The 22011-nt window shown below is 26.3% G+C and carries 22 protein-coding genes; 6 read left to right on the forward strand and 16 right to left on the reverse strand.

Annotated elements, in window-relative coordinates:
* Window positions 1-295: 295 nt before the first annotated feature.
* The 3 genes from AACK81_RS04885 to AACK81_RS04895 all read left to right on the forward strand — a co-directional run bounded on the left by AACK81_RS04885 (window position 296) and on the right by AACK81_RS04895 (window position 3744).
* A complete protein-coding gene (locus AACK81_RS04885) occupies window positions 296-478 on the forward strand; it encodes a hypothetical protein (RefSeq protein ID WP_338960262.1) in 183 nt (60 codons plus the stop codon).
* 161 nt (window positions 479-639) lie between these two features.
* Window positions 640-2556, forward strand: coding sequence for an ankyrin repeat domain-containing protein (locus AACK81_RS04890; RefSeq protein ID WP_338960264.1), 1917 nt, complete (start codon window positions 640-642; stop codon window positions 2554-2556).
* A 111-nt stretch (window positions 2557-2667) separates the two neighbouring features.
* Window positions 2668-3744, forward strand: coding sequence for a sulfite exporter TauE/SafE family protein (locus AACK81_RS04895; protein ID WP_338960265.1), 1077 nt, complete (start codon window positions 2668-2670; stop codon window positions 3742-3744).
* A gap of 44 nt (window positions 3745-3788) precedes the next feature.
* Here the strand turns inward: AACK81_RS04895 and AACK81_RS04900 are convergent, their stop codons facing one another.
* The 14 genes from AACK81_RS04900 to AACK81_RS04965 form a co-directional block, all read right to left on the reverse strand.
* Window positions 3789-4526 (reverse strand): lysophospholipid acyltransferase family protein, encoded by a 738-nt coding sequence (locus tag AACK81_RS04900; protein ID WP_338960266.1) that lies wholly within the window; start codon window positions 4524-4526, stop codon window positions 3789-3791.
* 2 nt (window positions 4527-4528) lie between these two features.
* Window positions 4529-5020 carry a dihydrofolate reductase gene (locus tag AACK81_RS04905; RefSeq protein ID WP_338960267.1) on the reverse strand — a complete coding sequence of 164 codons (492 nt, stop codon included), beginning with the start codon at window positions 5018-5020 and terminating at the stop codon, window positions 4529-4531.
* Entirely contained in the window at window positions 5020-5889 is an 870-nt protein-coding gene (gene thyA, locus AACK81_RS04910) for a thymidylate synthase (protein WP_338960268.1), read from the reverse strand. Before thyA ends, AACK81_RS04905 begins: the two co-directional genes overlap by 1 nt.
* A 141-nt stretch (window positions 5890-6030) precedes the next feature.
* Window positions 6031-6954, reverse strand: coding sequence for a hypothetical protein (locus tag AACK81_RS04915; protein WP_338960270.1), 924 nt, complete (start codon window positions 6952-6954; stop codon window positions 6031-6033).
* A gap of 19 nt (window positions 6955-6973) precedes the next feature.
* A complete protein-coding gene (locus tag AACK81_RS04920) occupies window positions 6974-8023 on the reverse strand; it encodes a hypothetical protein (protein WP_338960272.1) in 1050 nt (349 codons plus the stop codon).
* A 2-nt stretch (window positions 8024-8025) separates the two neighbouring features.
* Window positions 8026-8217: a hypothetical protein gene (locus AACK81_RS04925; RefSeq protein ID WP_338960274.1), complete on the reverse strand. Its 192-nt coding sequence runs from the start codon at window positions 8215-8217 to the stop codon at window positions 8026-8028.
* A gap of 9 nt (window positions 8218-8226) precedes the next feature.
* Window positions 8227-8424 (reverse strand): hypothetical protein, encoded by a 198-nt coding sequence (locus AACK81_RS04930; protein ID WP_338960275.1) that lies wholly within the window; start codon window positions 8422-8424, stop codon window positions 8227-8229.
* Between the two features lie 2 nt (window positions 8425-8426).
* Window positions 8427-8753, reverse strand: a complete 327-nt coding sequence (locus AACK81_RS04935) for a hypothetical protein (protein ID WP_338960277.1) — start codon at window positions 8751-8753, stop codon at window positions 8427-8429.
* Window positions 8754-8764: 11 nt separating this feature from the next.
* A complete protein-coding gene (locus AACK81_RS04940; RefSeq protein ID WP_338960279.1) occupies window positions 8765-9019 on the reverse strand; it encodes a hypothetical protein in 255 nt (84 codons plus the stop codon).
* Window positions 9020-9040: 21 nt separating this feature from the next.
* Window positions 9041-9247 (reverse strand): hypothetical protein, encoded by a 207-nt coding sequence (locus AACK81_RS04945; protein WP_174480862.1) that lies wholly within the window; start codon window positions 9245-9247, stop codon window positions 9041-9043.
* 1 nt (window position 9248) lies between these two features.
* Complete coding sequence (locus AACK81_RS04950) at window positions 9249-9482, reverse strand: hypothetical protein (RefSeq protein WP_338960280.1); 234 nt, start codon at window positions 9480-9482, stop codon at window positions 9249-9251.
* A gap of 1 nt (window position 9483) precedes the next feature.
* A complete protein-coding gene (locus AACK81_RS04955; protein WP_338960282.1) occupies window positions 9484-9699 on the reverse strand; it encodes a hypothetical protein in 216 nt (71 codons plus the stop codon).
* A gap of 6 nt (window positions 9700-9705) precedes the next feature.
* Window positions 9706-10341: a hypothetical protein gene (locus AACK81_RS04960; RefSeq protein WP_338960284.1), complete on the reverse strand. Its 636-nt coding sequence runs from the start codon at window positions 10339-10341 to the stop codon at window positions 9706-9708.
* 217 nt (window positions 10342-10558) lie between these two features.
* Entirely contained in the window at window positions 10559-10762 is a 204-nt protein-coding gene (locus tag AACK81_RS04965; protein WP_338960286.1) for a hypothetical protein, read from the reverse strand.
* A gap of 279 nt (window positions 10763-11041) precedes the next feature.
* On the opposite strand from AACK81_RS04965, the gene AACK81_RS04970 reads away from it, so the two are divergent.
* The 3 genes from AACK81_RS04970 (at window position 11042) to AACK81_RS04980 (ending at window position 14304) form a co-directional block, all read left to right on the forward strand.
* Window positions 11042-11779: a hypothetical protein gene (locus tag AACK81_RS04970; RefSeq protein ID WP_338960288.1), complete on the forward strand. Its 738-nt coding sequence runs from the start codon at window positions 11042-11044 to the stop codon at window positions 11777-11779.
* A gap of 382 nt (window positions 11780-12161) precedes the next feature.
* Window positions 12162-12602: a hypothetical protein gene (locus AACK81_RS04975; RefSeq protein ID WP_338960290.1), complete on the forward strand. Its 441-nt coding sequence runs from the start codon at window positions 12162-12164 to the stop codon at window positions 12600-12602.
* A 337-nt stretch (window positions 12603-12939) separates the two neighbouring features.
* The gene (locus tag AACK81_RS04980; RefSeq protein WP_338960292.1) at window positions 12940-14304 is read left to right on the forward strand and encodes a TIR domain-containing protein; all 1365 of its coding nucleotides are present in this window, start codon (window positions 12940-12942) and stop codon (window positions 14302-14304) included.
* Between the two features lie 92 nt (window positions 14305-14396).
* Here AACK81_RS04980 and rpoC read toward each other — a convergent pair whose 3' ends face one another.
* Both rpoC and AACK81_RS04990 read right to left on the reverse strand, forming a co-directional pair.
* Window positions 14397-18149, reverse strand: coding sequence for a DNA-directed RNA polymerase subunit beta' (gene rpoC / locus AACK81_RS04985; RefSeq protein WP_338963042.1), 3753 nt, complete (start codon window positions 18147-18149; stop codon window positions 14397-14399).
* Window positions 18150-18173: 24 nt separating this feature from the next.
* On the reverse strand, window positions 18174-21884 hold the full coding sequence (locus AACK81_RS04990; protein WP_338960294.1) for a DNA-directed RNA polymerase subunit beta: 3711 nt from the start codon (window positions 21882-21884) through the stop codon (window positions 18174-18176).
* Window positions 21885-22011: the final 127 nt, after the last annotated feature.

A 22011-nucleotide genomic window follows, 5' to 3' on the forward strand; every position in this document is an offset into this window, starting at 1 on the left:
ACTGGTGTGACTTTGGATTTAATTATACTTGCACAATAGCTTTTCCTATGTCTTTTATAGGAATATATTATTGAAATAATGGCGGAGTTGGATTACATCTAATCTGAATTATGATTTTAGGCGCTATAATGGCTAGTATTAGTGCATGTGCTTTTTTAAAATGTAGTAAAGTTTATGCTGGTAATAATGGTTGGAGCATATATTTATGTTAGAGCAACTTTTGGTCGTTTTTGAGGATGAATAACCGGCTTTATGCAATATATCATTTTACCATCTACTGTTACCGGTGAATATAATGGCAATTGTTATTTGTACCATTGGATTAGGTTTACCTTATACTTACATTGGTCATCAAATGAATATGATAGGACCACCGCCAGTCTATATTCCAATTGTTTTAGGAATAATCATGACTTATTGTGTGCTAAGTCAATTAATAAAAATGGGATACATTAAAGTATTTAAAAAATGATTATAACGGCTAATTAATATTAAAGTTTGCAATTTTAAATAGCAATTATCTATATTTACTATAGAAATAAATCTTATGATATAATTTTTTCAAACTTAATATAAGTTTTTAACCTATTTATTTTAGTTTTAAAATAAATAGGTTTTTTAATTTGATAGGAGAAAAAAATGTCTAATTTAAAAGAAATATCTAAATTAAATACAACTATAAAAATTAATAAAAATGAAAAATTAATTAAAGCCGCTAAACATGATGATTTAGAATTGACCCAAACTTTACTAAAAAATAATGCTGATGTTAATTATGTAGATGAACATCATAATAGTCCATTAACAATAGCTGCTGAACATGGTAATTTAAAAATTGTTCAAATTTTATTAAAAAATAACGCTAATATTAACCATATAAATGATTTTGGTGATGATGCTTTAAGAATGGCTGCTAAAAAGGGACACACAGAAGTAGTTAACGCTTTATTAGCAACAAATAGTAAGATTATTAATCACAAAAATTGAATTGGTGATAGCGCTCTAATATCAGCAGCACAAAATGGGCATGTAAATACAATTAAAACTTTATTAAAAAGTGGTGCTTATATTAATGATACAAATATATTTGGTGATACTGCTCTAATATGAGCTACTGAAAACGGACACACAGAAACAGTTAAAGTTTTAATAACAAAAGATAATGACATTAATAATCATGTAAACAACCTTGGTGACTCTGCTTTAATAATAGCCGCCAGAAAAGGTTATTTGGAAATAGTTGAAATTTTACTAGCATATGGTGCTGATATTAATAATGTAGATAAAAACAAAAATAGTGCTTTAATATGAGCAGCCAAAGAAGAAGACCTAGATGTAGTTAACACTTTAATAAAAAATGGAATTGACCTTAATCATGAAGATAACTTTGGTGATACTGCTCTAATATGAGCAGCTGAAAAAGGTTATGCAAAAATAGTTAACACTTTACTAGCATATGGTGCTGATATTAATCATAAAGATACAAATGATGATACTGCTTTAATATGTGCCGCCAGAAACGGACACACAGAAACAGTTAACATACTATTAGCAGAAGATAATAATGCTAATGTTTATGATAAAGATATAGATGGCGATACTGCTTTAATATGTGCCGCCAGAAACGGACACACAGAAGTAGTTAACGCTTTATTAACAAAAAATAGTGATATTATTAATTATATAAATGACTTTGGTGATACTGCTTTAACAATATCCACCGAAAATCGACACACAGAAATAATTAATAATTTATTAAAACATAATGCTGATTTTAATTATATAGACAAAAATAAAAACACGTTTTTAATATTAGCTATTGAAAACGGACACACAGAAATAGTTATCAATTTTCTAAAAACAAAAAATGTTGATATTAATCACATAGATGCTAATGGTGATAGTGCTTTAATAATAGCCGCCAGAAAAGGTTATTTGGAAATAGTTGATACTTTAATTAAAATAAACTCTGATGTAATTCTACATAGAACTAAATTTAATAATACTGCTTTAATAATAGCAGCTAAAAATGGACACTTAGATATAGTAAAAATTTTAATAAAGAATGATATTAATATTAATCGCGAAAATAATGTTGGTGAAAATGCCTTAATATGAGCTGCCAGAAACGGACACACAGAAGTAGTTAACGCTTTATTAACAAAAAATAATGATATTATTAATCATAAAACAAAATATGGTAATAATGCTCTAATATGAGCAGCCAAAGAAGGACACCTAGATGTAGTTAACACTTTAATAAAAAGTGGAATTGACCTTAATCATATTAATTATTTTGGTGATAATTCTCTAATATGAGCAGCCAAAGAAGGACACCTAGATGTAGTTAATACTTTAATAAAAAATGATATAGATATTACTCATTTAGATGCTAATGGTGATAGTGCTTTAACATGAGCTACTAGAAATGGACATTTAGAAATACAAAATATAATTAATGAATCAAATTATTGAAAAGAACAAATAAATTCTATAGATTTACAAAATCATAATTTACAGAACAAATGTGATAAATCAAATTCTTTAAAAATATAATTTTTAAAAAAAGAAATAAAAAAATTAAAAGATAATAATATTTTTTTGGATTTTTTCATGATAAAATCTTAAATAACATAAAGTAAATCTAAAAGAAAAAAGGACATAACTATGAATAAAAAAACAATATACTATAGTTTATTAATAATTCCTATTTCTTTATTTGTATTATTACTTACTTTATTTTTAACAAATATTTGAAAACCCTCAATTGTTGCTATTATTTTTATTACTATTTTGTTAATAATAGTAGCAATTTTTACATGATATCTTATAAAAAATAGTTATTCACAATTTGATAAAGAACATATCCATAATTTTGAAGATAATTTTAAACAACGATTTTGAAAACTAGGAATAATTGGTTTTATTGCTGATTTTTGTGACACAATTGGTATTGGTTCATTTGCAGTAAGTATTATTTTATTAAAATTAACAAAACAAGTACGTAATGATAAAAAAATTTTAGGAATTATGAATATTGGTCATAGTATTCCTACTTGCTTAGAAGCAATTATTTTTATTGCTTTAATTCAAGTAGCATGACCAACACTAGTTTCATTAATTTCTGCTGCAACATTAGGTGCCTATTTAGGCGCCATTATCGCAAATAAAATTAAACTTAGTTGATCACAACTATTTATTGGTATTCTATTATTTATTGTTTCAATTATCATGCTTTTAGGTCAAAAACAAATTGGAATTATGCCAACAGCGGGTAATAATAATAGTCTTGATATTTGATGAAAATATTTGGTTGGTATTAGTATATTCTTTATCCTTGGTGCTTTCATGGCATTAGGCATTGGTATTTATGCTCCAGCAATGGCAACTACTTATTTATTAGGTCTTAACGCTGAATGTGCTTTTCCAATTATGATGGGATCTGCAGCTTTTTTAATGCCAGTTGCTGGCACACGTTTTATTAAAGATAAAAACTATGAAATTAAACCAGCAATTGCTTTCACACTAGGTGGATCAATTGGTGTTATTTGTGCTTACTTAAGTGTATTCTTATTATTACAAAATGGTCTTGGCTTAAATAAAGAACAATTTATTAATATCCTACTATGATTAATTATCGTAATAATTTGATATACATCTTCTTCACTAATAATTACATCAGTAAAAAATTTACGTAATTATAAAAAACAAAAATCACATCAGAAATTAATTATTGACTCTTAAACATCATAAAAGGTTGTTAATTAACAACCTTTTATTATTACTACTTAAATTTTATTATTGCTAAAATCATCAATTCCTTTTTTAATAATATTAAATACTTGCTTTGATAATACATCAGTAGATAATTTAATAAATTCACTTGACTCAATTAGCTTATGAAAAATAAGATGAATATCTTTTTTGCCTTTATATTTTCGATCAAAAATTTGATAAGAATTAATAATAGTAACAGGAATAATTGGTACATAAGATTGATATGCCATATTAAAAGCACCTGCTTTAAATTCTTGCATTTCTTGTTGATGACTTCTTGTTCCTTCTGGAAAAATCATCATTGTACGCGGAATTCTAATTAATTCCTTTGCTTCTTGAAAAGCCGTAACGGCTGTTCGTGGATTATTACGATCAATAAATAAAACATCAATTAAAAAAATAAATCTTCGTGCCAAATGGCTTTTTTTTAATTCTTCTTTTGCAATAAAACCTAAAGGTGCATATAAACTATAATCATTTACCGATAATACTAATAATGGATCAAAATTTGATTGATGATTGGCAACCATTACACAACCTTTTCTTTTTGGTCAATTCTCAATGTTATGAACGGTTAATTTAATATTATATAATCATTTAATATAACGCACACGTTTTTTCAATCAAATATATCGTTTTGCTTCAGAAACTAAACTTGGGTCTTTTAATACCTTTCTTGTCATTGAACCTGATTTACTATAAGTTTGTAATAAATAAGGTCATGTTAAAATTGCTTTTCAAATGTTCATTATTATTTTTTTTCCTTTCTTTGATACACATTCGCCACAAATTCTGCAAATTCTGTTGTTTTGATTAATTTAAAATCAGAAAAATTACTAATAGGAAATAAAAGATCACCATTATATAAATTTTTAATGACTGAAACATATAAATAATCAGCATAATCTCATGCCTGCTTATAAATTTCAGTACCACCAATAATACAAATATCTGTTTTTTTATTACCTTGATATTGTTTTAAATATGAAATAATATCATTTGTGAAAGTAATATTATTATCATTTAGAAATTGTTGATAACGTTCTTGATGATTAGTAACAACTATATTGTAACGATTTTTTAATGGTTTGCCAATACTTTCAAAAGTTTTTGAACCCATTAATACATTTTTATTTAAAGTAATGCTCTGAAAATATTGCATTTCTTCTTTAATTTTTCAGGGCAATTTATTATTAAAACCAATTACCTTTTCTTTGGTCATTGCTCAAACTAAAATTACCATTATACTGCAACCTGACCTCTAATCAACGGATATGGATCATATTGTTCTAATTTAAAATCTTCAAATTTAAAATTAAATAAATTAGTAATATTTTTATTAATAACTAAAATTGGTAATGATTTTGGTTTTCTACTTAATTGTTCATTAATTTGTGAAAAATGATTACTATAAATATGAGCATCACCTAAAGTGTGAATAAATTCTCCTAACTGATAGCCACATATTTGTGCTAACATTATTGTTAATAATGCATAAGAAACAATATTAAAAGGAACTCCTAAAAAAATATCTGCACTACGTTGATATAATTGACAAGATAATTTTTTATCATCAGAAACGTAAAATTGAATTAAAGTATGACATGGTGGTAGTGCCATATTTTTAATTTCTGCAGGATTTCATGCTGATAAAATGTGTCTTCGTGAAAAAGGATTGTTTTTTAAATTTTCTATTAACTCCTGCAACTGATCAACACCATTAAAATTACGTCATTGTCTACCATAAACAGGTCCTAAATCACCAAATTCAAGAGCGAATTGATGATCAGTTTTAATTTTTTCAACAAATTCTTCTAAAGTTTCATTTTGATATTTTTTACTTTCCATAAATTTCTTATAAGGTCACTCATTTCAAATTCTAACATTATTTTTAACTAAATATTCAATATTAGTATCACCAGCAATAAATCATAATAACTCATGAACAATAGAAGCAAAATGAACTTTTTTTGTAGTTAATATGGGAAAACCTTTTTGTAAATCAAAACGCATTTGATAACCAAAAGTAGAAACAGTACCAGTGCCTGTTCTATCAGCTTTTTTATATCCTTTTTCTAAAACATATTGACATAAATCTAAATATTGTTTCATAATCATTACCTCTTTCATAAATCAAATTCAAATCAAGTATATAGGGGCTTTGCCCCTAGTTGCTTCGCAACTCACCCCAGTGGCGTAAACGCCACGGCCAACCAACCAAGGTTCTGGTTGGCTTCGACCAATAATATAGGTTTACTCTATTTTAACATCTTTCTTATTTTTCTTAGAATATTTATTTCTATAATAACAAGTACGACATACAGTATTTTCAGTTTCTTTCTTTTCAGTTTGTAATATATTATCCAACTTATCTAATCCTACTGCTCTAATATCATCAACAGTAAAATCTAATGCTTGTGATTGTTCATAGTATTTAACAGTACTTAATTCACTCTTTAAAGAATGAATATAATTTAAAGCACGACTATTATATCTTTGTAAATAAGACCTAGGAAATCATAAACTAAAAGTCATAGTTTCACCACTATAACTAGGTGGTAATCCACCACGTTTAATTATTCGCTTTGTTTGTCTTTTAGATAATACAACTTTATTATAATCATCAACATTAGTATAAATATTTAGTTTAAACTTAACTAAAAATAACAAAATACGCATTCTTTTAACTTGCACAATATATTCCACTTTTTCACGTGCTTGTTTTGGTATTCTATCGGGGTGTTGTTCAATCATATACATAATTCCATTAAAATTATGACCTATTAACTTACAAAACATTCCTAAACTTTCTTGTGTTTCTTTAAATTCGGGCGACAAATCATTACTAATAATTTTCAAACCTAACTCATCTAAAACAACCATATCACACTCTTTAAAAGCATAATTACTATTTAATTGATTAAATTTAAAAACATCATCATAAGAACAACGATAACTATACTCATTACGAACTTTAATAGGAATAGGACTTACTACCCTACCCTTATGTTTTTGTGCTAAACAACAAGCAAGAGCAGATTTACCAGTACGTGGTGGTGCTGAAATAATATAACTACCTACACGTTGTAATATCTTTATATTTTTTCTAGTTATTAAAAATGGATAAAATATTATTAATAATATAACTCCTAAAAGTAAATAACCATATCAAGGCATTATTTCAACTCCTAACCAACTAAAATCCTACTGCTTTTAAAAATACTCATAAAGTTAAAACTTGTTCTAAACCACTAGTAAAATCAACATTTAAAACAGAACTAATAGTATCATCAAAAATACGTCTCAATAATCCATCAAGTTTAGTAAAAAATTCTCTTAATGGTTCTACCGATAAAACTTTACCAACAACTCCATAAAGTACTCATCTAAAAGCATTACGTAAATGACCAAAAACATCATATCAACTAACTCGCTCATACTCAGGGTTAAAAGGACTATTTGGTGGAACTGGTGTTACTTTCTCACTTGAAAAAATATTAATTTGACCAAAATTTAATTGTGGTGAAAAAGTTGGTCTAGTTGATTCACCATGAACATCAAAAAATACTGTTAAATGTCTTAAATTTGGAACACGAATAGGCATAGTAACAAAATTATATAAATCTTGCTGGTAAATATCATTATCAACCTTACCTTTAAAAACATATTTTGTATCACCAACATTATCTAAAAAACTAAAAACAAAATTAGCAGTAAAAGTTTTAAAATATTCATATTCAAAATAAAACATAAAACCTTGAATATAAAAACTTAAAGGTTTATCAATTTCAAAATTTAACTGTGTTTGAAAATTTATAATACTTTTACCAGTATTAACAAAATTTAAATTATTAGTATTATTCTTTGCAACATAATTATGATTAAACATAATACGTAAAAATTCATCTAATTGTTTTCTATTAAAAGTATAAACACCAGTTCCCATATCTATCATTTGTGACGGAACACCAACTGTATCACTATAATAATAACACGTATATAAACCTTCATTATTACCTATAAATTCACCACTAACTAATTTTAAGTCTGGTTGGTCAACATCAAAATAAGCAGAATTTCATGGAATTGTTGCTCAATCATCAAAATCATGATATTTAACATGTTTAACCATTTCTTTTGTAATATCATAATTAACAACATTAGGGTCATTTGAAGCAATTAAACTAGTGAGTGCTTGAACAGAAGTATTTACAACAAAAAATAATTTTGCAAACTTAAATCACATAATTATTTACCAAATAAACATTTTAAAATTCATCATGAACCATAAAACAAAACAAATCCAATAAAAAACTGAGTTCCATAAACTACTAAATTTCATAAAATAGTAGTAAAATTATCAACTGGACTACCTATAAACATAGTTCAATAATCAACTATACATTGATGTATTTTATTGTAAATTTCTAAAACACTCATACTTAACACCTACCCAAACAATGACCTAAAAACAAATTTAATAACACGATAAATAAAATTAAAAAATACACCTAATACCAACCAAAAAGTTAAATTAAACAAAATATAAACTTCATCAGTAATATTAGTTTGATTTAAAAATATACCAATATCATTACTAGAAAATATAAAAATAAAATGCAATATACTAAGAACAAAATTAGACATAATTATTTACCTACAAACTTCCCTTTTTTATTCTCAATACCCTTAGCCTTATTATCTAAACGTTTTCTTTCAGCAAGTTGTTTACCAACTCATGATGAACCTTTATAAAATTTAACAGAAGCACGACCCATAGTTTTAACATTCTGTCCTAAATCTAATGCTGGTAACATTAATTCGGGTAAAATAACCCTAAATGCAAATCTAAGCAAAATCAAAAATATCATTAAAGTACCTAAATTAAAACCTAAGTCACCAAGTGGAAAACTAAAAAACTTCATAAAAATTGAAGCAAATAATTGCATAACAGTTGTAATAAAAGGTATAAACATAATTTCACATCCTAATGTCTTGTAAATCTAAATAATCCCAAAATTAAATAAAATACAAAACTAACATTTATTAAAGCAAGAATAGGCAAAGGTAAAGTGTATAAACTATCATAAAAGAACGACTTAATAAAAAGTGTCACAGTATGTAATCCAGCAAAAGAACTTAAATACTGTATATAAATAGTTTGTACCAAAGTATTAACAACCGGTAAAAGTCTACCTAATAAAGGTAAAACAAAAACCAAACTAAAAAATAACTTTACCATTTGCTTACTCCTTTCTAATTACTAATGAGTTCCATGAATAATATGACCAACAAACTGCTTAATAAATACAAGAACCATAAATACAATTGAAATTAACACTGGTCAATTTGTAAGTGTTCCACCGTCGCCAGTTGTAAATACTCAACCAAAAATATAAGTAAAAGCATTTAATAATTGTTGTCCTACACCACCTATCATGGTTAATAATGCTGATAATCCAGCGGGCATATTAATCACCCCCTTTCTCTAATTCTTTTTGTTGTTTTTCCATTTCTAATTTACGTTTCTTCTTTTCAAAATCTTTACGACAAAAAGTACAATCAGGGTCATTTTCTTTTTCCTTTACATGTTTTTTATGTTTGAACTTCTGTATACCCTCATGTATTCAACTACGACAAAATCAAAGTATAAGGCAAAACCCACCAATATATAAAGCATATTTTATAATCTCCTTAAAATCCATTTTAAACACCACCTAACGTATAAGCATAAGAATAATCCCAATTTAAACTTGCTCTATCTAAATTAATCTCAGACATACTATCATCATTTAAATCAACATCAACCATACTGTCATCTGTACTTTGATAATCACTAACACTAGCATTAATTAATCTTGCTCTTTCATCAGTAAATACTTCTTGCATTTGAACAACATTATTAGTATTTCCAAAAGGCAATAATAACTAATTTATAATCTCGCTTGCTCCTGCAATAATTGTAGGAATAGCAAAATAATTATTAAAATCATTATTAATACCCATAGCAACACCACTACTAATCAAACAACCACCAGTACCCATATTTGCTATTTTACGTATAGTTTCAAATCTATTAGGTATTAATTCAGTTAAACCACTAATAACATTTGCTATACCAAAACTATTTAAAGATATATAAGTATCTCAATCTACAAAAGCCTTATCAACTATTGGCTTAGGTGTTGGTATTGGAGTAGGAATTGGTGGCTCAGTAGGACATGGTGGTCAAAAACAAGGTTCATCTCTTAATAAAGAAACTGACTTATTTACATACTGAACAAACTTAGCATAATTAATTAATCCAATTGTTCCTAAACCTAAAAATATCTTTTTATAACTATTAATAACTTTATTTCTAGTAGTAGGTCTTTGATTAATATTCCATATATCAATTCCTAACTTTTTACTAAATAACAAAGAATTAATAGAACCTAAAATTGGGTCTTTTAAATATTGACCATAATAAGCACTAACTCCAACCATAGCACTTAATGGACTTAATCCAGTTCTTAATATTTTAGGTAAAGTATAATTACTAGTTTGTTCTAACTCATTAGGCATAAATAAAACTCCTTACTTTATATACTAATAAGGAGCTTATTTATGAATTATAATCTAATCCATTGGGGCTTAATGAAAAATATATAATCCATATATAAGCCCCTTATTCAATTTTTACTTATTTCTTTTATTCTCTTTTCTTATTCGTTCCATTTCATTAGCAACTCTATAACACATTTCACAACCAAATACTCTTTCATAAGTTCAATCACTACACTTATGTCTCATAATTTAACTTACTTTCTTGTTGTCTCATTGATTTATTTAAATCAATATCTAATATACAATTTGGACAATAATATTTTCTAGTATATAAGTTTTGCAAAACTCTTTTAGGACAAATAACTTGGTCACAAAGTTTACATATATAAATCGCTAAATGAAATACTTGTTCACATGAACAATTATCATTTTTAGCCATAATTTAAAATTAACTCCTAACATAAAATAATTATTTAAAATTACCCTTTTAATAAATAACTATTTTCAATTAGAAAGTTTTTTAATATTACCGCTTAAATCAATTATATTTTAACAAAAAATATTTTTTTATCTAAGTTTTAATTTTATTATTTATTTTATATACATATTCAAAAATTTGTAAAATACACTTAATAAATATTTAATTTTTATTATGTCTATGTATAATTAAAATAAAATATCAACATCATATTTCATGTTATTTGAAAGGAAAATTAAATTGAGTCAAAATCAAGTATTTAGTTGAATAGGTGTTATTTCTGGTTCTAGCTTACTTATTTCTTTTATATTACTTTTAATGTTTTTACTAATAAAATTTTTATTAAATTATAAACAAAAAAACAAAGTTAAAAGAATACTTTCTTCAAATGATTTTAGTCAAATCATAGAAACGAAAAAAGAATTAAAAATAAAACTAAGAAAATATTTTAAAGAAATATTTATTAGAGATGTTGATATAAATTTATTTAAAAAATTCCTAAAATCAGAAAGTGGAGTTAATAAAAAACCAACAAAAATTGCCTGAAATTTTTTTATAATTTTGACAAGTTCAATATTAGTAAATAAATCCGAAGGAAGAGTTTCTGAAGCAATCAAAAGTATTTTTAATACTTTTGATGAAAGTAAACAAATATTATTAACTTCTGATAAAAATAACTTAGTAACAGATGTAATTTTAAAAATTATGAATTTAAAAATCAGACCAATCTTAATTGCTAGTAGATCACTAACAAAAATAGATACTAATGGTAATTTTATCATTAATGATGAAAATTTAAGCAAAGAAGAAATCGAAAATTTTTGAAAACAAATTGATAAAGTTAGAAAAGATTTAATAGAAAACAAATACTTATATTTTATTTCAATACTTTCACTTTCAACTGCAACTAATGAACAAATCAAAAAATTATTAAACTACACAGATCAGTATAAAATACATAAAAAAGAAACATTATAAAAATAATTTTTTTAAAAAAATTCTTATATTATGTTGCTTTTTAATAGATTTTTTTAATTATATATGTATATAATTAAAATGGAATATTATTATTAATATCATAATAATTTTCAATAAATATTAATAAGAAACTAAAATAAAATTAATAACTAACACAAAACAAGTAACTATTTAATTAAAAAATTATAATACTAAATTTTTTTATTTTTTTTAAACTAATACCCCAAATTATAAATATAAAAGTTATATATTTTTTTGTCGTATTATGTTTAACATTTTATGGATAAAACTAAGGAAAAGCAGATTGACTACAACTAAAATATTTAATTGAATAGCTTATATTTCAAGTATTGCTTTACTTATTTTTTTCATATTACTTTTAATGTTTTTACTAATAAAATTTTTATTAAATTATAAACAAAAAAACAAAGTTAAAAGGATACTTTCTTCAAATGATTTTAGTCAAATCATAGGAACGAAAAAAGAATTAAAAATAAAACTAAGAAAATATTTTAAAGAAATATTTATTAGAGATGTTGATATAAATTTATTTAAAAAATTCCTAAAATCAGAAAGTGGAGTTAATAAAAAACCAACAAAAATTGCCTGAAATTTTTTTATAATTTTGACAAGTTCAATATTAGTAAATAAATCCGAAGGAAGAGTTTCTGAAGCAATCAAAAGTATTAAAAATACTTTTGATGAAAGTAAACAAATATTATTAACTTCCGATAACAATAATTTAGTAACAGATGTAATTTTAAAAATTATGAATTTAAAAATCAGACCAATCTTAATTGCTAGTAGATCACTAACAAAATAGATACTAATGGTAATTTCATCATTAATGATGAAAATTTAAGCAAAGAAGAAATCGAAGATTTTTGAAAACAAATTGATAAAGTTAGAAAAGATTTAATAGAAAACAAATACTTATATTTTATTTCAATACTTTCACTTTCAACTGCAACTAATGAACAAATCAAAAAATTATTAAACTACACAGATTAAAATATTAAATGTTTAAATAAAATATAAGTAAAAAACAAATTTAAATTTTTAAAACAATATCTTTAAAATTACCTATTAAGACTTATGTTTTATAATTTTTTTGATTATAAAACATAAGTCTTAATAATGTTAAAAAAAGGAGTTAAACAGTGAGAAAAATTTTTATTTCATATCATCATCTAAGAGAACAAGAAGAAAAAGACCAATTAGCAGAGTTAATTAAAAAGTATGCTAATTATTTAAATATAAAAGACATGTCTGTAGAAATAGGGGATATTGATACCACATGATCAAATAATGAAATCGCTAAAACTATTAGACAAAATCATTTAAAAGATACAACTATTACTATTCTTATTCTAGGAATACATACAAAATGTAGACAACATATTGACTGAGAAATTGAAGCTTCATTAAATAAATATGGAAGTTTAAATAGAAGAAAGAAGATAAATAGTTTTATAATACTTTTAACTGCTGATTTTATTAAAAAAGCAAAAATAAATTGTAATTTTAATAACACTTGTGATTATTCTTCTTTAATCACCCAAGAAAATGCTGGTCAAAGAATATATGAAACCGTAATAAATAAACATGTAATTATTGCTACTTATGATGAAATCTTTTCAGATATAATAATTCTTAAAAATTTACTTGATAAAGTTCAATCTAATCATAAAAAAGAAGAAATGTTTTATCAAAATGTTATCAGCCCTAGTTTTTTAAAACCAACTGTTTTAAAAGATAATACTAAAGATACTGTTTTTAATGAAAAAAAAGAAATAGATAATGCAATATTATCTTCAAATAAAGATAATGGTTTTAAAGAAGAAGATAGTGATATTGAAATACTTTCTGAATCAGACGAAGAAATAGAAAATGCAAAATTATCTTCAAATAAAGATAATGGTGTTAACAAAGAAAATGATGATAATGATAGTGTAGTACCTTCTAAATCAGAGGAAAAAATAAATAATGAAAAATTAACTTCAAGTCAAGATAGTGGTTTTAACGAAGATGATGATAGTAATATTGTAGTACCTTCTAAATCAGAGGAAAAAATAAATGATGCAATATTAACTTTGAGTAAAGATAATGATTTTAACAAAGATGATGATAGTAATATTGTAGTACCTTTTAAATTAGAGGAAAAAATAGATAATGTAATATTAACTTCAATTCAAGATAGTGAAATTAATAATCAATTACTACAAGAAACTACAACCAACTTTACTAAAGATGATAATAAAAGTAATCTTTTAAGAAAATTATCTTTAAAACATAATAGTAAAGATAGTGGAATTGGTAGTAAACTACAAAAAATAAGTATAATGAAAGATGAAAATTTTAAAAGAATACATCTCCATAAAAAAGGTAATTCAGAAGAATGTGAAGCAAAAGAAAAAGAAGAAAAAACAATGCAAGAGTTTACTAAAAAAACAAAAAAATTTATAAATTCTGGTAAAACTAATTATACACAAGAATGTCCAGAAATATATTTATCCTATCTTTAAAACATACAACTAGTAAAATTAAACATTAGAAAATAAAATATAAATATTTAAAAAGTGAGAATAAAATTCTCACTTTTTATTTTTATTTTAATTTAGTATTCTTCTTCAAGTGAAGAATTACCCATACCTATTAACTTCTCAGTTGGCATTAAACCAGTACCGGCCGGTATCAAGTTTCCTAAAATAACATTTTCCTTTAAACCACGTAAATTATCTTGTTTTGACTTAATAACAGCATTAGTTAATACTCTTGTTGTATCTTGGAAAGAAGCAGCAGCCAAGAATGATTCTGATTCTAATGGTGCTTTTTTAATCCCTAAAATAATTGGATGACCAAAAGCGGGTTTTTTACCAGCAACAATAATTTTAGCATTAACATTCTTAAATTCTTTGATATCAACAATCGCTCCAGGCAATAATGGTGAATCATTACCTTCAACTACAAAAATACGATTCAACATTTGTTTTACAATAATTTCAATATACTTATCAGAAATTTCAATTCCTTGTAAACGATAAACACGTTGTACTTCTTTTAAAATATATTGTTGAACTTCAATGATTCCTGCTATTTCTAGTAATTGTGTAATATTAATTGCACCTTCAGTTAGTTTTTGGCCAATCTTAACATTATCACCAATTTTAATTCTTACCTGCGCATTATATTGAGTTTTATATTCTTTATAGTCAAGTTTTGACTTTACAGTAATTGTATAAATTCCTTGCTCTTCACGAATATCTGTTACTTTACCATCAAACTCACTAATAATAGCAACAGCACCTTTGGGATTAGTAATATCTAATAATTCTTTAATTCTTGGTAATCCTTGGGTAATATCACTACCACCAGCAACTCCTCCAGTATGGAAAGTTCTCATCGTTAGTTGAGTTCCTGGTTCACCAATTGATTGCGCTGCAATAATTCCAACTGCTTCACCAATAGCAACAATAGAACCTGTTGTTAAATTAATACCATAACATTTTTGACAAACACCATAACTTGCTTCACAAGTTAAAACTGAACGAATATTTATTTTTGTAATTTTTGCCTCTAATATTGTTTCTACTAATTTTTCAGTAATTAATTCATTATTTGCAACAATTACATTATTTTTACTATCAACAACATCACCTTGAACAAAACGTCCAAATAAACGGTCACGTAAGGGCACAATAATATTATTACGTTTTTGGTCAACAACGTCACTAATTATAAAGCCATTACCGGTATTACAATCTTCTTCAGTAACAATAATATCTTGTGAAACGTCAACTAGTCTTCTTGTTAAATAACCTGAGTCAGAAGTTTTAAGCGCCATATCTGCCATTCCTTTACGAGCACCATGGGTAGAAATAAAGAACTCTGAAACATTTAATCCTTCACGGAATGAAGATTTAATTGGTAATTCAATAACTTCTCCTTTTGGATTATTCATTAAACCACGCATCCCTACTAATTGAGTAAAGTTACTAATATTAGTTCTAGCACCTGAATCTCACATCATAAAGATTGGATTTTCAATATCTTTTCTTAAAACTGTTTCTAGTTCAACTTGAATATTATTTTTAATTCCACTTCATTTATTAATAATATGGTAATGACGCTCACGATTAGTTAGCATACCTTGTTTATAAAACTTGTTAATTGTTTTAACATATTCATCTGCTTCTTTAAATAATCTTGTTTTACCTGAATAAGATACAACATCGCCTGCAGAAATTGTTGTTCCTGAAATTGTTGAAAATTTAAAACCAAGATTTTTCATTTTATCTAACATTTGTGCAGTTAATTGAGTTCCAAAAGTTTTAAAATATTTATGAATAATATCTGCTAAAGCTTTTTTCTTAAATGGTTCAACAATAATTCTTTTTTTAATAAATTCACGAAAATCAACATCAGTTGTAACTAAATCTTCATTATGGGTTTCAGTTAAATTAATAATATTTGGGCGATTAATAAATGGCATTCTTTCTGAAAACATTTGATTAAAAATAATCTTACCAATAGTAGTAATTAAAAATTTGTTTTGATCGGTAGCAGCAAATTTACTTGCACCTAAACTAGCAACACGAATTCCAATAATAGCATGTAATGAAACTTGTTTTGTATCATAAGCTTTAATTGCTTCATTAACATCTTTAAAAATTGAACCTTGACCTAATTCATCTAATTTTTCAATAGTTAAATAATAATTACCAAGAACCATATCTTGAGTTGGCGTAACAATTGGTTTACCATCTTTAGGACTTAAAATATTTTTTGAACCTAACATTAAACTTCTTGCTTCAGCTACTGCTTCTTGGGTAATTGGCACGTGAACAGCCATTTGGTCACCATCAAAGTCAGCATTAAAAGCAGGAGTTACTAGTGGATGTAAACGAATAGCTTTCCCTTTAACTAGAATTGGTTCAAATGCTTGAATTCCTAAACGGTGTAAAGTTGGGGCACGGTTTAATAAAACAGGACGATCTTTAATTACTTCTTCTAAAACATCTCAAATTCGTTCATCTTGGATTTCAATTAATTTTTCAGCAATTTTAATATTTAAAGCTAATTCTTGATGAACTAATCTTTGCACAACAAAAGGTTTGAACAAAATAATTGCCATATCACGAGGAATACCACATTGATACATTTTTAATTCCGGACCAACAGCAATAACACTTCGACCTGAATAATCAACACGCTTACCTAATAAGTTTTGACGGAAACGTCCTTGTTTTCCTTTTAATGTTGAAGTTAAAGATTTTAATGGACGTTTATCTCTTCCTGTTACTGGACGTGCTTTACGTTCATTATCAAATAAAGCATCAACTGATTCTTGCAACATTCTTTTTTCATTATTAATAATTAAGATTGGTGCTCCCATTTGTTTTACTTTTTTTAAGCGTTCATTACGAATAATAATTCTTCGATATAAATCATTAATTTCTGATGTTGTAAAACGACCACCATCTAACTGAATAATTGGACGAATATCAGGTGGAATCACCGGAATAGCGTGTAATACCATTCATTCTGGTTTATTTCCTGATTTAGCAAATGAATCAATAACATCTAAACGACGTTCTAGTTTTCTACGATCAGTTTGTGATTTCTTGTTTGTCAATTGTTTTTTAATGGCAAGAAATTCTTTTTCTAAATTAATATTTTTTAATAAATACTCAATAGCTGAAGCACCAATTCCAAATTTTGTTCCAGTATGTTTAGTAATAAATTGAGCACATTCATCCATTGAAAATGGACGTGAAGTATCTGCTAAAGTATCAGTTAACATTTGAGCACGAGTATAAGCAAAAGAAGAAGGTTCTAATTGTTCTAAAATTTGTGCAAATACTTTACGTAAACGATTACGAGTATCAGTTGAAGATTTAGCATTACCTAAATCCATAATCATTTTTTGTTTTAAACCTTTAGCGGTCCCTGGGTCTAAAACAATATAAGAAACAAAATATGCTACTTCTTCTAAGTCTTTAGCTTTCATATCTAATGCTAACGCAATTCTTGAAGGAGAAGCCTTTAACATTCAAATATGAGTTACTGGCTCTTCTAACTCAATGTGTCCTAAACGTTCACGTCGAACAATTGCTTCAGTAATTTCTACTAAACAACGTTCACAAACTTTACCTTTATTTTTTATTTTCTTATATTTACCACAAGTACATTCATAATTTTTAGTTGGTCCAAATATTCGTGCATCAAATAATCCATCTTTTTCAGGTTTTAATGACTTATAATTAATTGTTTCTGGCTTTGTAATTTCTCCATGTGATCATGAGCGAATTTGATCGGGAGAAGCAAGAGAAATTTTAAGGGCAGTATAATGTTTTGAATTTTTTTGCATTTGCATATATTTATTACTCCTTTTCTAATCCTCAAGATAACTTTCGACTTCTTCATCGTAAGTTACCACTTTTTGTTCTTGACCTTTTTCGTCAATTAACACAATATTTATTCCTAAACCTTGTAGTTCTTTTGTTAAAACATTAAATGATTCAGGGATACCTGGCGTTGGAATCTGTTTATTACGTAGAATCGCTTCATAAGTTTTAATTCTACCTTTAATATCATCAGATTTAATAGTTAGGATTTCTTGTAAAGTATGAGCAGCACCATAAGCTTCTAATGCTCAAACTTCCATTTCTCCAAATCTTTGTCCACCATTTTGTGCCTTACCACCTAATGGTTGTTGAGTAATTAATGAATATGGACCCACATTACGAGCATGTAATTTATCATCTACCATATGTGATAGTTTTAGCATATACATAACACCAACAGAAATTTTCTTGGCAAACTTTTCACCAGTTAAACCATCATATAATGTTAATTTATCAAAATCATTATATTTTGCTTCTTTCATAATATCTAACAAGTCTTGATTTTTTGCACCATCAAAAACAGGGGTTGCTACTTTAATTCCTAAAGTTTTAGCAGCCATTCCTAAGTGTAATTCAAGAATTTGTCCAATATTCATCCGCGATGGTACTCCTAATGGATTTAACATAATATCAACCGGTGTTCCATCTTCTAGGAAAGGCATATCTTCAATTGGTAAGACTTTAGAAATAACACCTTTATTTCCGTGTCTTCCAGCCATTTTATCTCCTTCTCGGATTTTACGTTTTTGGACAATAAATATTTTAACTACTTCTTCTACTTCTGAAGGTAAGTCAAAACCATCTTCACGTTTATAACGTTTAATACCTTGAACAATTCCAGCACCACCATTAGGTACTCGTAATGAATTATCTTTAACATTACGTGATTTTTCACCAAAAATAGCTGCTAATAATTTTTCTTCAGCAGTTGATTGTGTTTGACCTTTTGGTGTAACTTTACCAACAAGAATATCTCCTTCTTTAACTTCAGTTCCAATTAAAACAATTCCTTCATCATCAAGATAACCTCTTGATTGTTCAGAAGTATTAGGGATTTCACGTGTAATTTCTTCTTTACCTTGTTTTGTTTTTCGACATTCTAAATTATATTCTTCAATATGCATTGAAGTATAAACATCATCTTTTACTAAACGTTCACTAATAATAATAGCATCTTCATAGTTATAACCATGTCAAGTCATGAAAGCAATAATTACATTTTGTCCTAATGCAAGTTCGCCATCTTTCATCGAAGGTCCATCTGCTAAAATTTGATTAACTTCAACTTTATCACCAACTTTTACTAATGGCACATGAGTTACTGCTGTTCCTTGATTACTACGTTCAAAACGACTTAACTCATAAGTTGTTATTTCATCTTCTGATTTAATAATAATTTCATGAGAATCAACATATTGTACAACTCCCGGTAAATTAGCAACAATAGCTAATCCTGAGTCACGAGCAACAGCATACTCAACACCCGTACCAACAATTGGTGTTTGCGGTTTTAATAATGGAATTGCTTGACGTTGCATATTAGCTCCCATTAAAGCACGGTTAGCATCATCATTTTCTAAAAAGGGAATACAACTTGTAGCTATTGACACAATTTGTTTTGGTGAAACATCAATATATTCAACTTCGTTTGGTCCAACAATAATATTTTGACCATTACTACGAGCAATAACATTATTATTTTTAATAACATTATTAGTATCTAATTCAATATTAGCTTGTGCAATGATATAATTCTTTTCTTCACCAGCAGTTAAATATTTAATTTCATTAGTAATTTTACCTGCAATTACTTGACGGTAAGGTGTTTCAATAAAACCGTATTCATTAATACGAGCATAAGTGGCTAAATTATTGATTAAACCAATATTAGGTCCTTCAGGAGTTTCAATCGGACAAATTCTTCCATAGTGAGAATAGTGAACATCACGAACTTCTAAACTAGCACGATCACGTGATAATCCACCAGGTCCTAAAGCAGTTAAACGTCTTTTATTAGCCAATTCTGCTAATGGATTAGTTTGATCCATAAATTGTGATAATTGTGATAAGTTAAAAAACTCACCAATAACAGCTGTTAATGGTTTATTATTTGTAATATTTGCTGGTTTCATTTTATCACTATCAGTAGTTGACATTTTTTCTTTAACGTTTTTTTCAATACGTCCCATTCCAATACGAAATTGGTTTTGTAATAATTCACCAATTGTACGAATACGACGATTTGCTAAGTGATCAATATCATCAGCATTACCAATACCATGAACAAAATTTAAAATATAAGAAAGCGTTGCTAAAACATCAGCAATAGTAATAATTACTTCTTTACATTTAGGATTAATTCCAACAACATTAATAACTTCATTTAATCTTTCTTTATCATTATAAACTTTAATTAACTGCACATAATGTTTTGGTTCACTATCACTGATTGATGTTTTTAAAGGTACTAAACATGCTCCTTCTTCTAATACTGTTTTTAGAATTTCTAATTGTGATTTACCAATTACTGTTTTTTTGGATAAAACAACATTACCTCTAATATCTTTAATATCTTCAGCTAGAATGTAATTTAAAACACGATCTGTAATAGCTAATTTTTGAATTAGCTTATATCTTCCTGCTTTTGTTAAATCATATTTTTTTGAATCAAATAATAATCCAGTTAAAAATTTTGCAGCACCATCAACACTGGCAGTTTCTCCGGCTTTAATTTTTTTATAAATTTCTTGTACTGCTGCTGGTCAATTTTGATGTTCATCATATTCATAAGTATTTAATAAAACATCATCTTTACCAATGATATTAATAACATCATCTTTAGTTAATCCTAAGGCAGTAAGTAAAGTGGTTACTGCAATTTTACGTGATTTTTCAATTTTAACTTGAATAATATCTTTAATTGCATTTTTATTACGAACTAATTTATTACGTTTAGAATCAGTTTCAAATTCTAGTCAAGTTCCACGTGATGGAATTAAATCACCTAAAAATTTATATAATCCGGTTTTTGGATCAATTTCAATTTTAAAATATGCACCTGGTGAACGAACTAATTGTGAAACAACAACCTTTTCACTTCCATTAATAATAAATGTTCCTTTTTGTGTCATTAATGGAAAATCACCTAAAAATACATCTCCTTCACGAGTTAATGTATAATCAACAATTAAAACATCTTCTTCTCTACTTTTAATAGTAACTTCAATAGTTGAAAATTCACTATTAGCATGAACATTTTTTTCTTCAAAATAATATATATTATCGCTAACTTTTGGTTCATTAATGTTTTTAATACCAAATTGGTCTTTAATTCAACGCATTAAATAATCTAAAATATTATCTTTAGCAGCAATAGTTAAATGATGATTATTTTCATGAATTGATAAAGATAATTTTGTATAGATTGGTGCTTCATAAGTTTTTGACTCATCTTTTGCTTCTTTTAATGTTCTTCTTGGTTTACGAAATTCTCAATCAATCAATGATAAAATAATACGATTATCATTATCAGTTACCGGAAATATTTCATTAAATACTTCTTGTATTCCTGTATCAATAAATCATTTATAAGTATCACGTTGAATTGAAATTAAATCAGGAAGATCTAAATTTCCTGATACTTTAGTATAGTCACGTCTTTTAGCATAATGACCAAATTGTTTTGTAGTATATGACATTGGTTCATCTCCAATTTTAAAAATTTATTAAAATCAAATAATTTGATTTCAGTTAATTAGTATTAATTTACTAATTAGTTTGATAAAATATTAAGTTTTAAGTTGATAATTTTTAGTTAAATAACAA

The sequence above is a fragment of the Spiroplasma endosymbiont of Lasioglossum villosulum genome (genome assembly GCF_964020195.1).
In the GTDB taxonomy this organism is placed as follows: domain Bacteria; phylum Bacillota_I; class Bacilli_A; order Mycoplasmatales; family VBWQ01; genus Spiroplasma_E; species Spiroplasma_E ixodetis_A.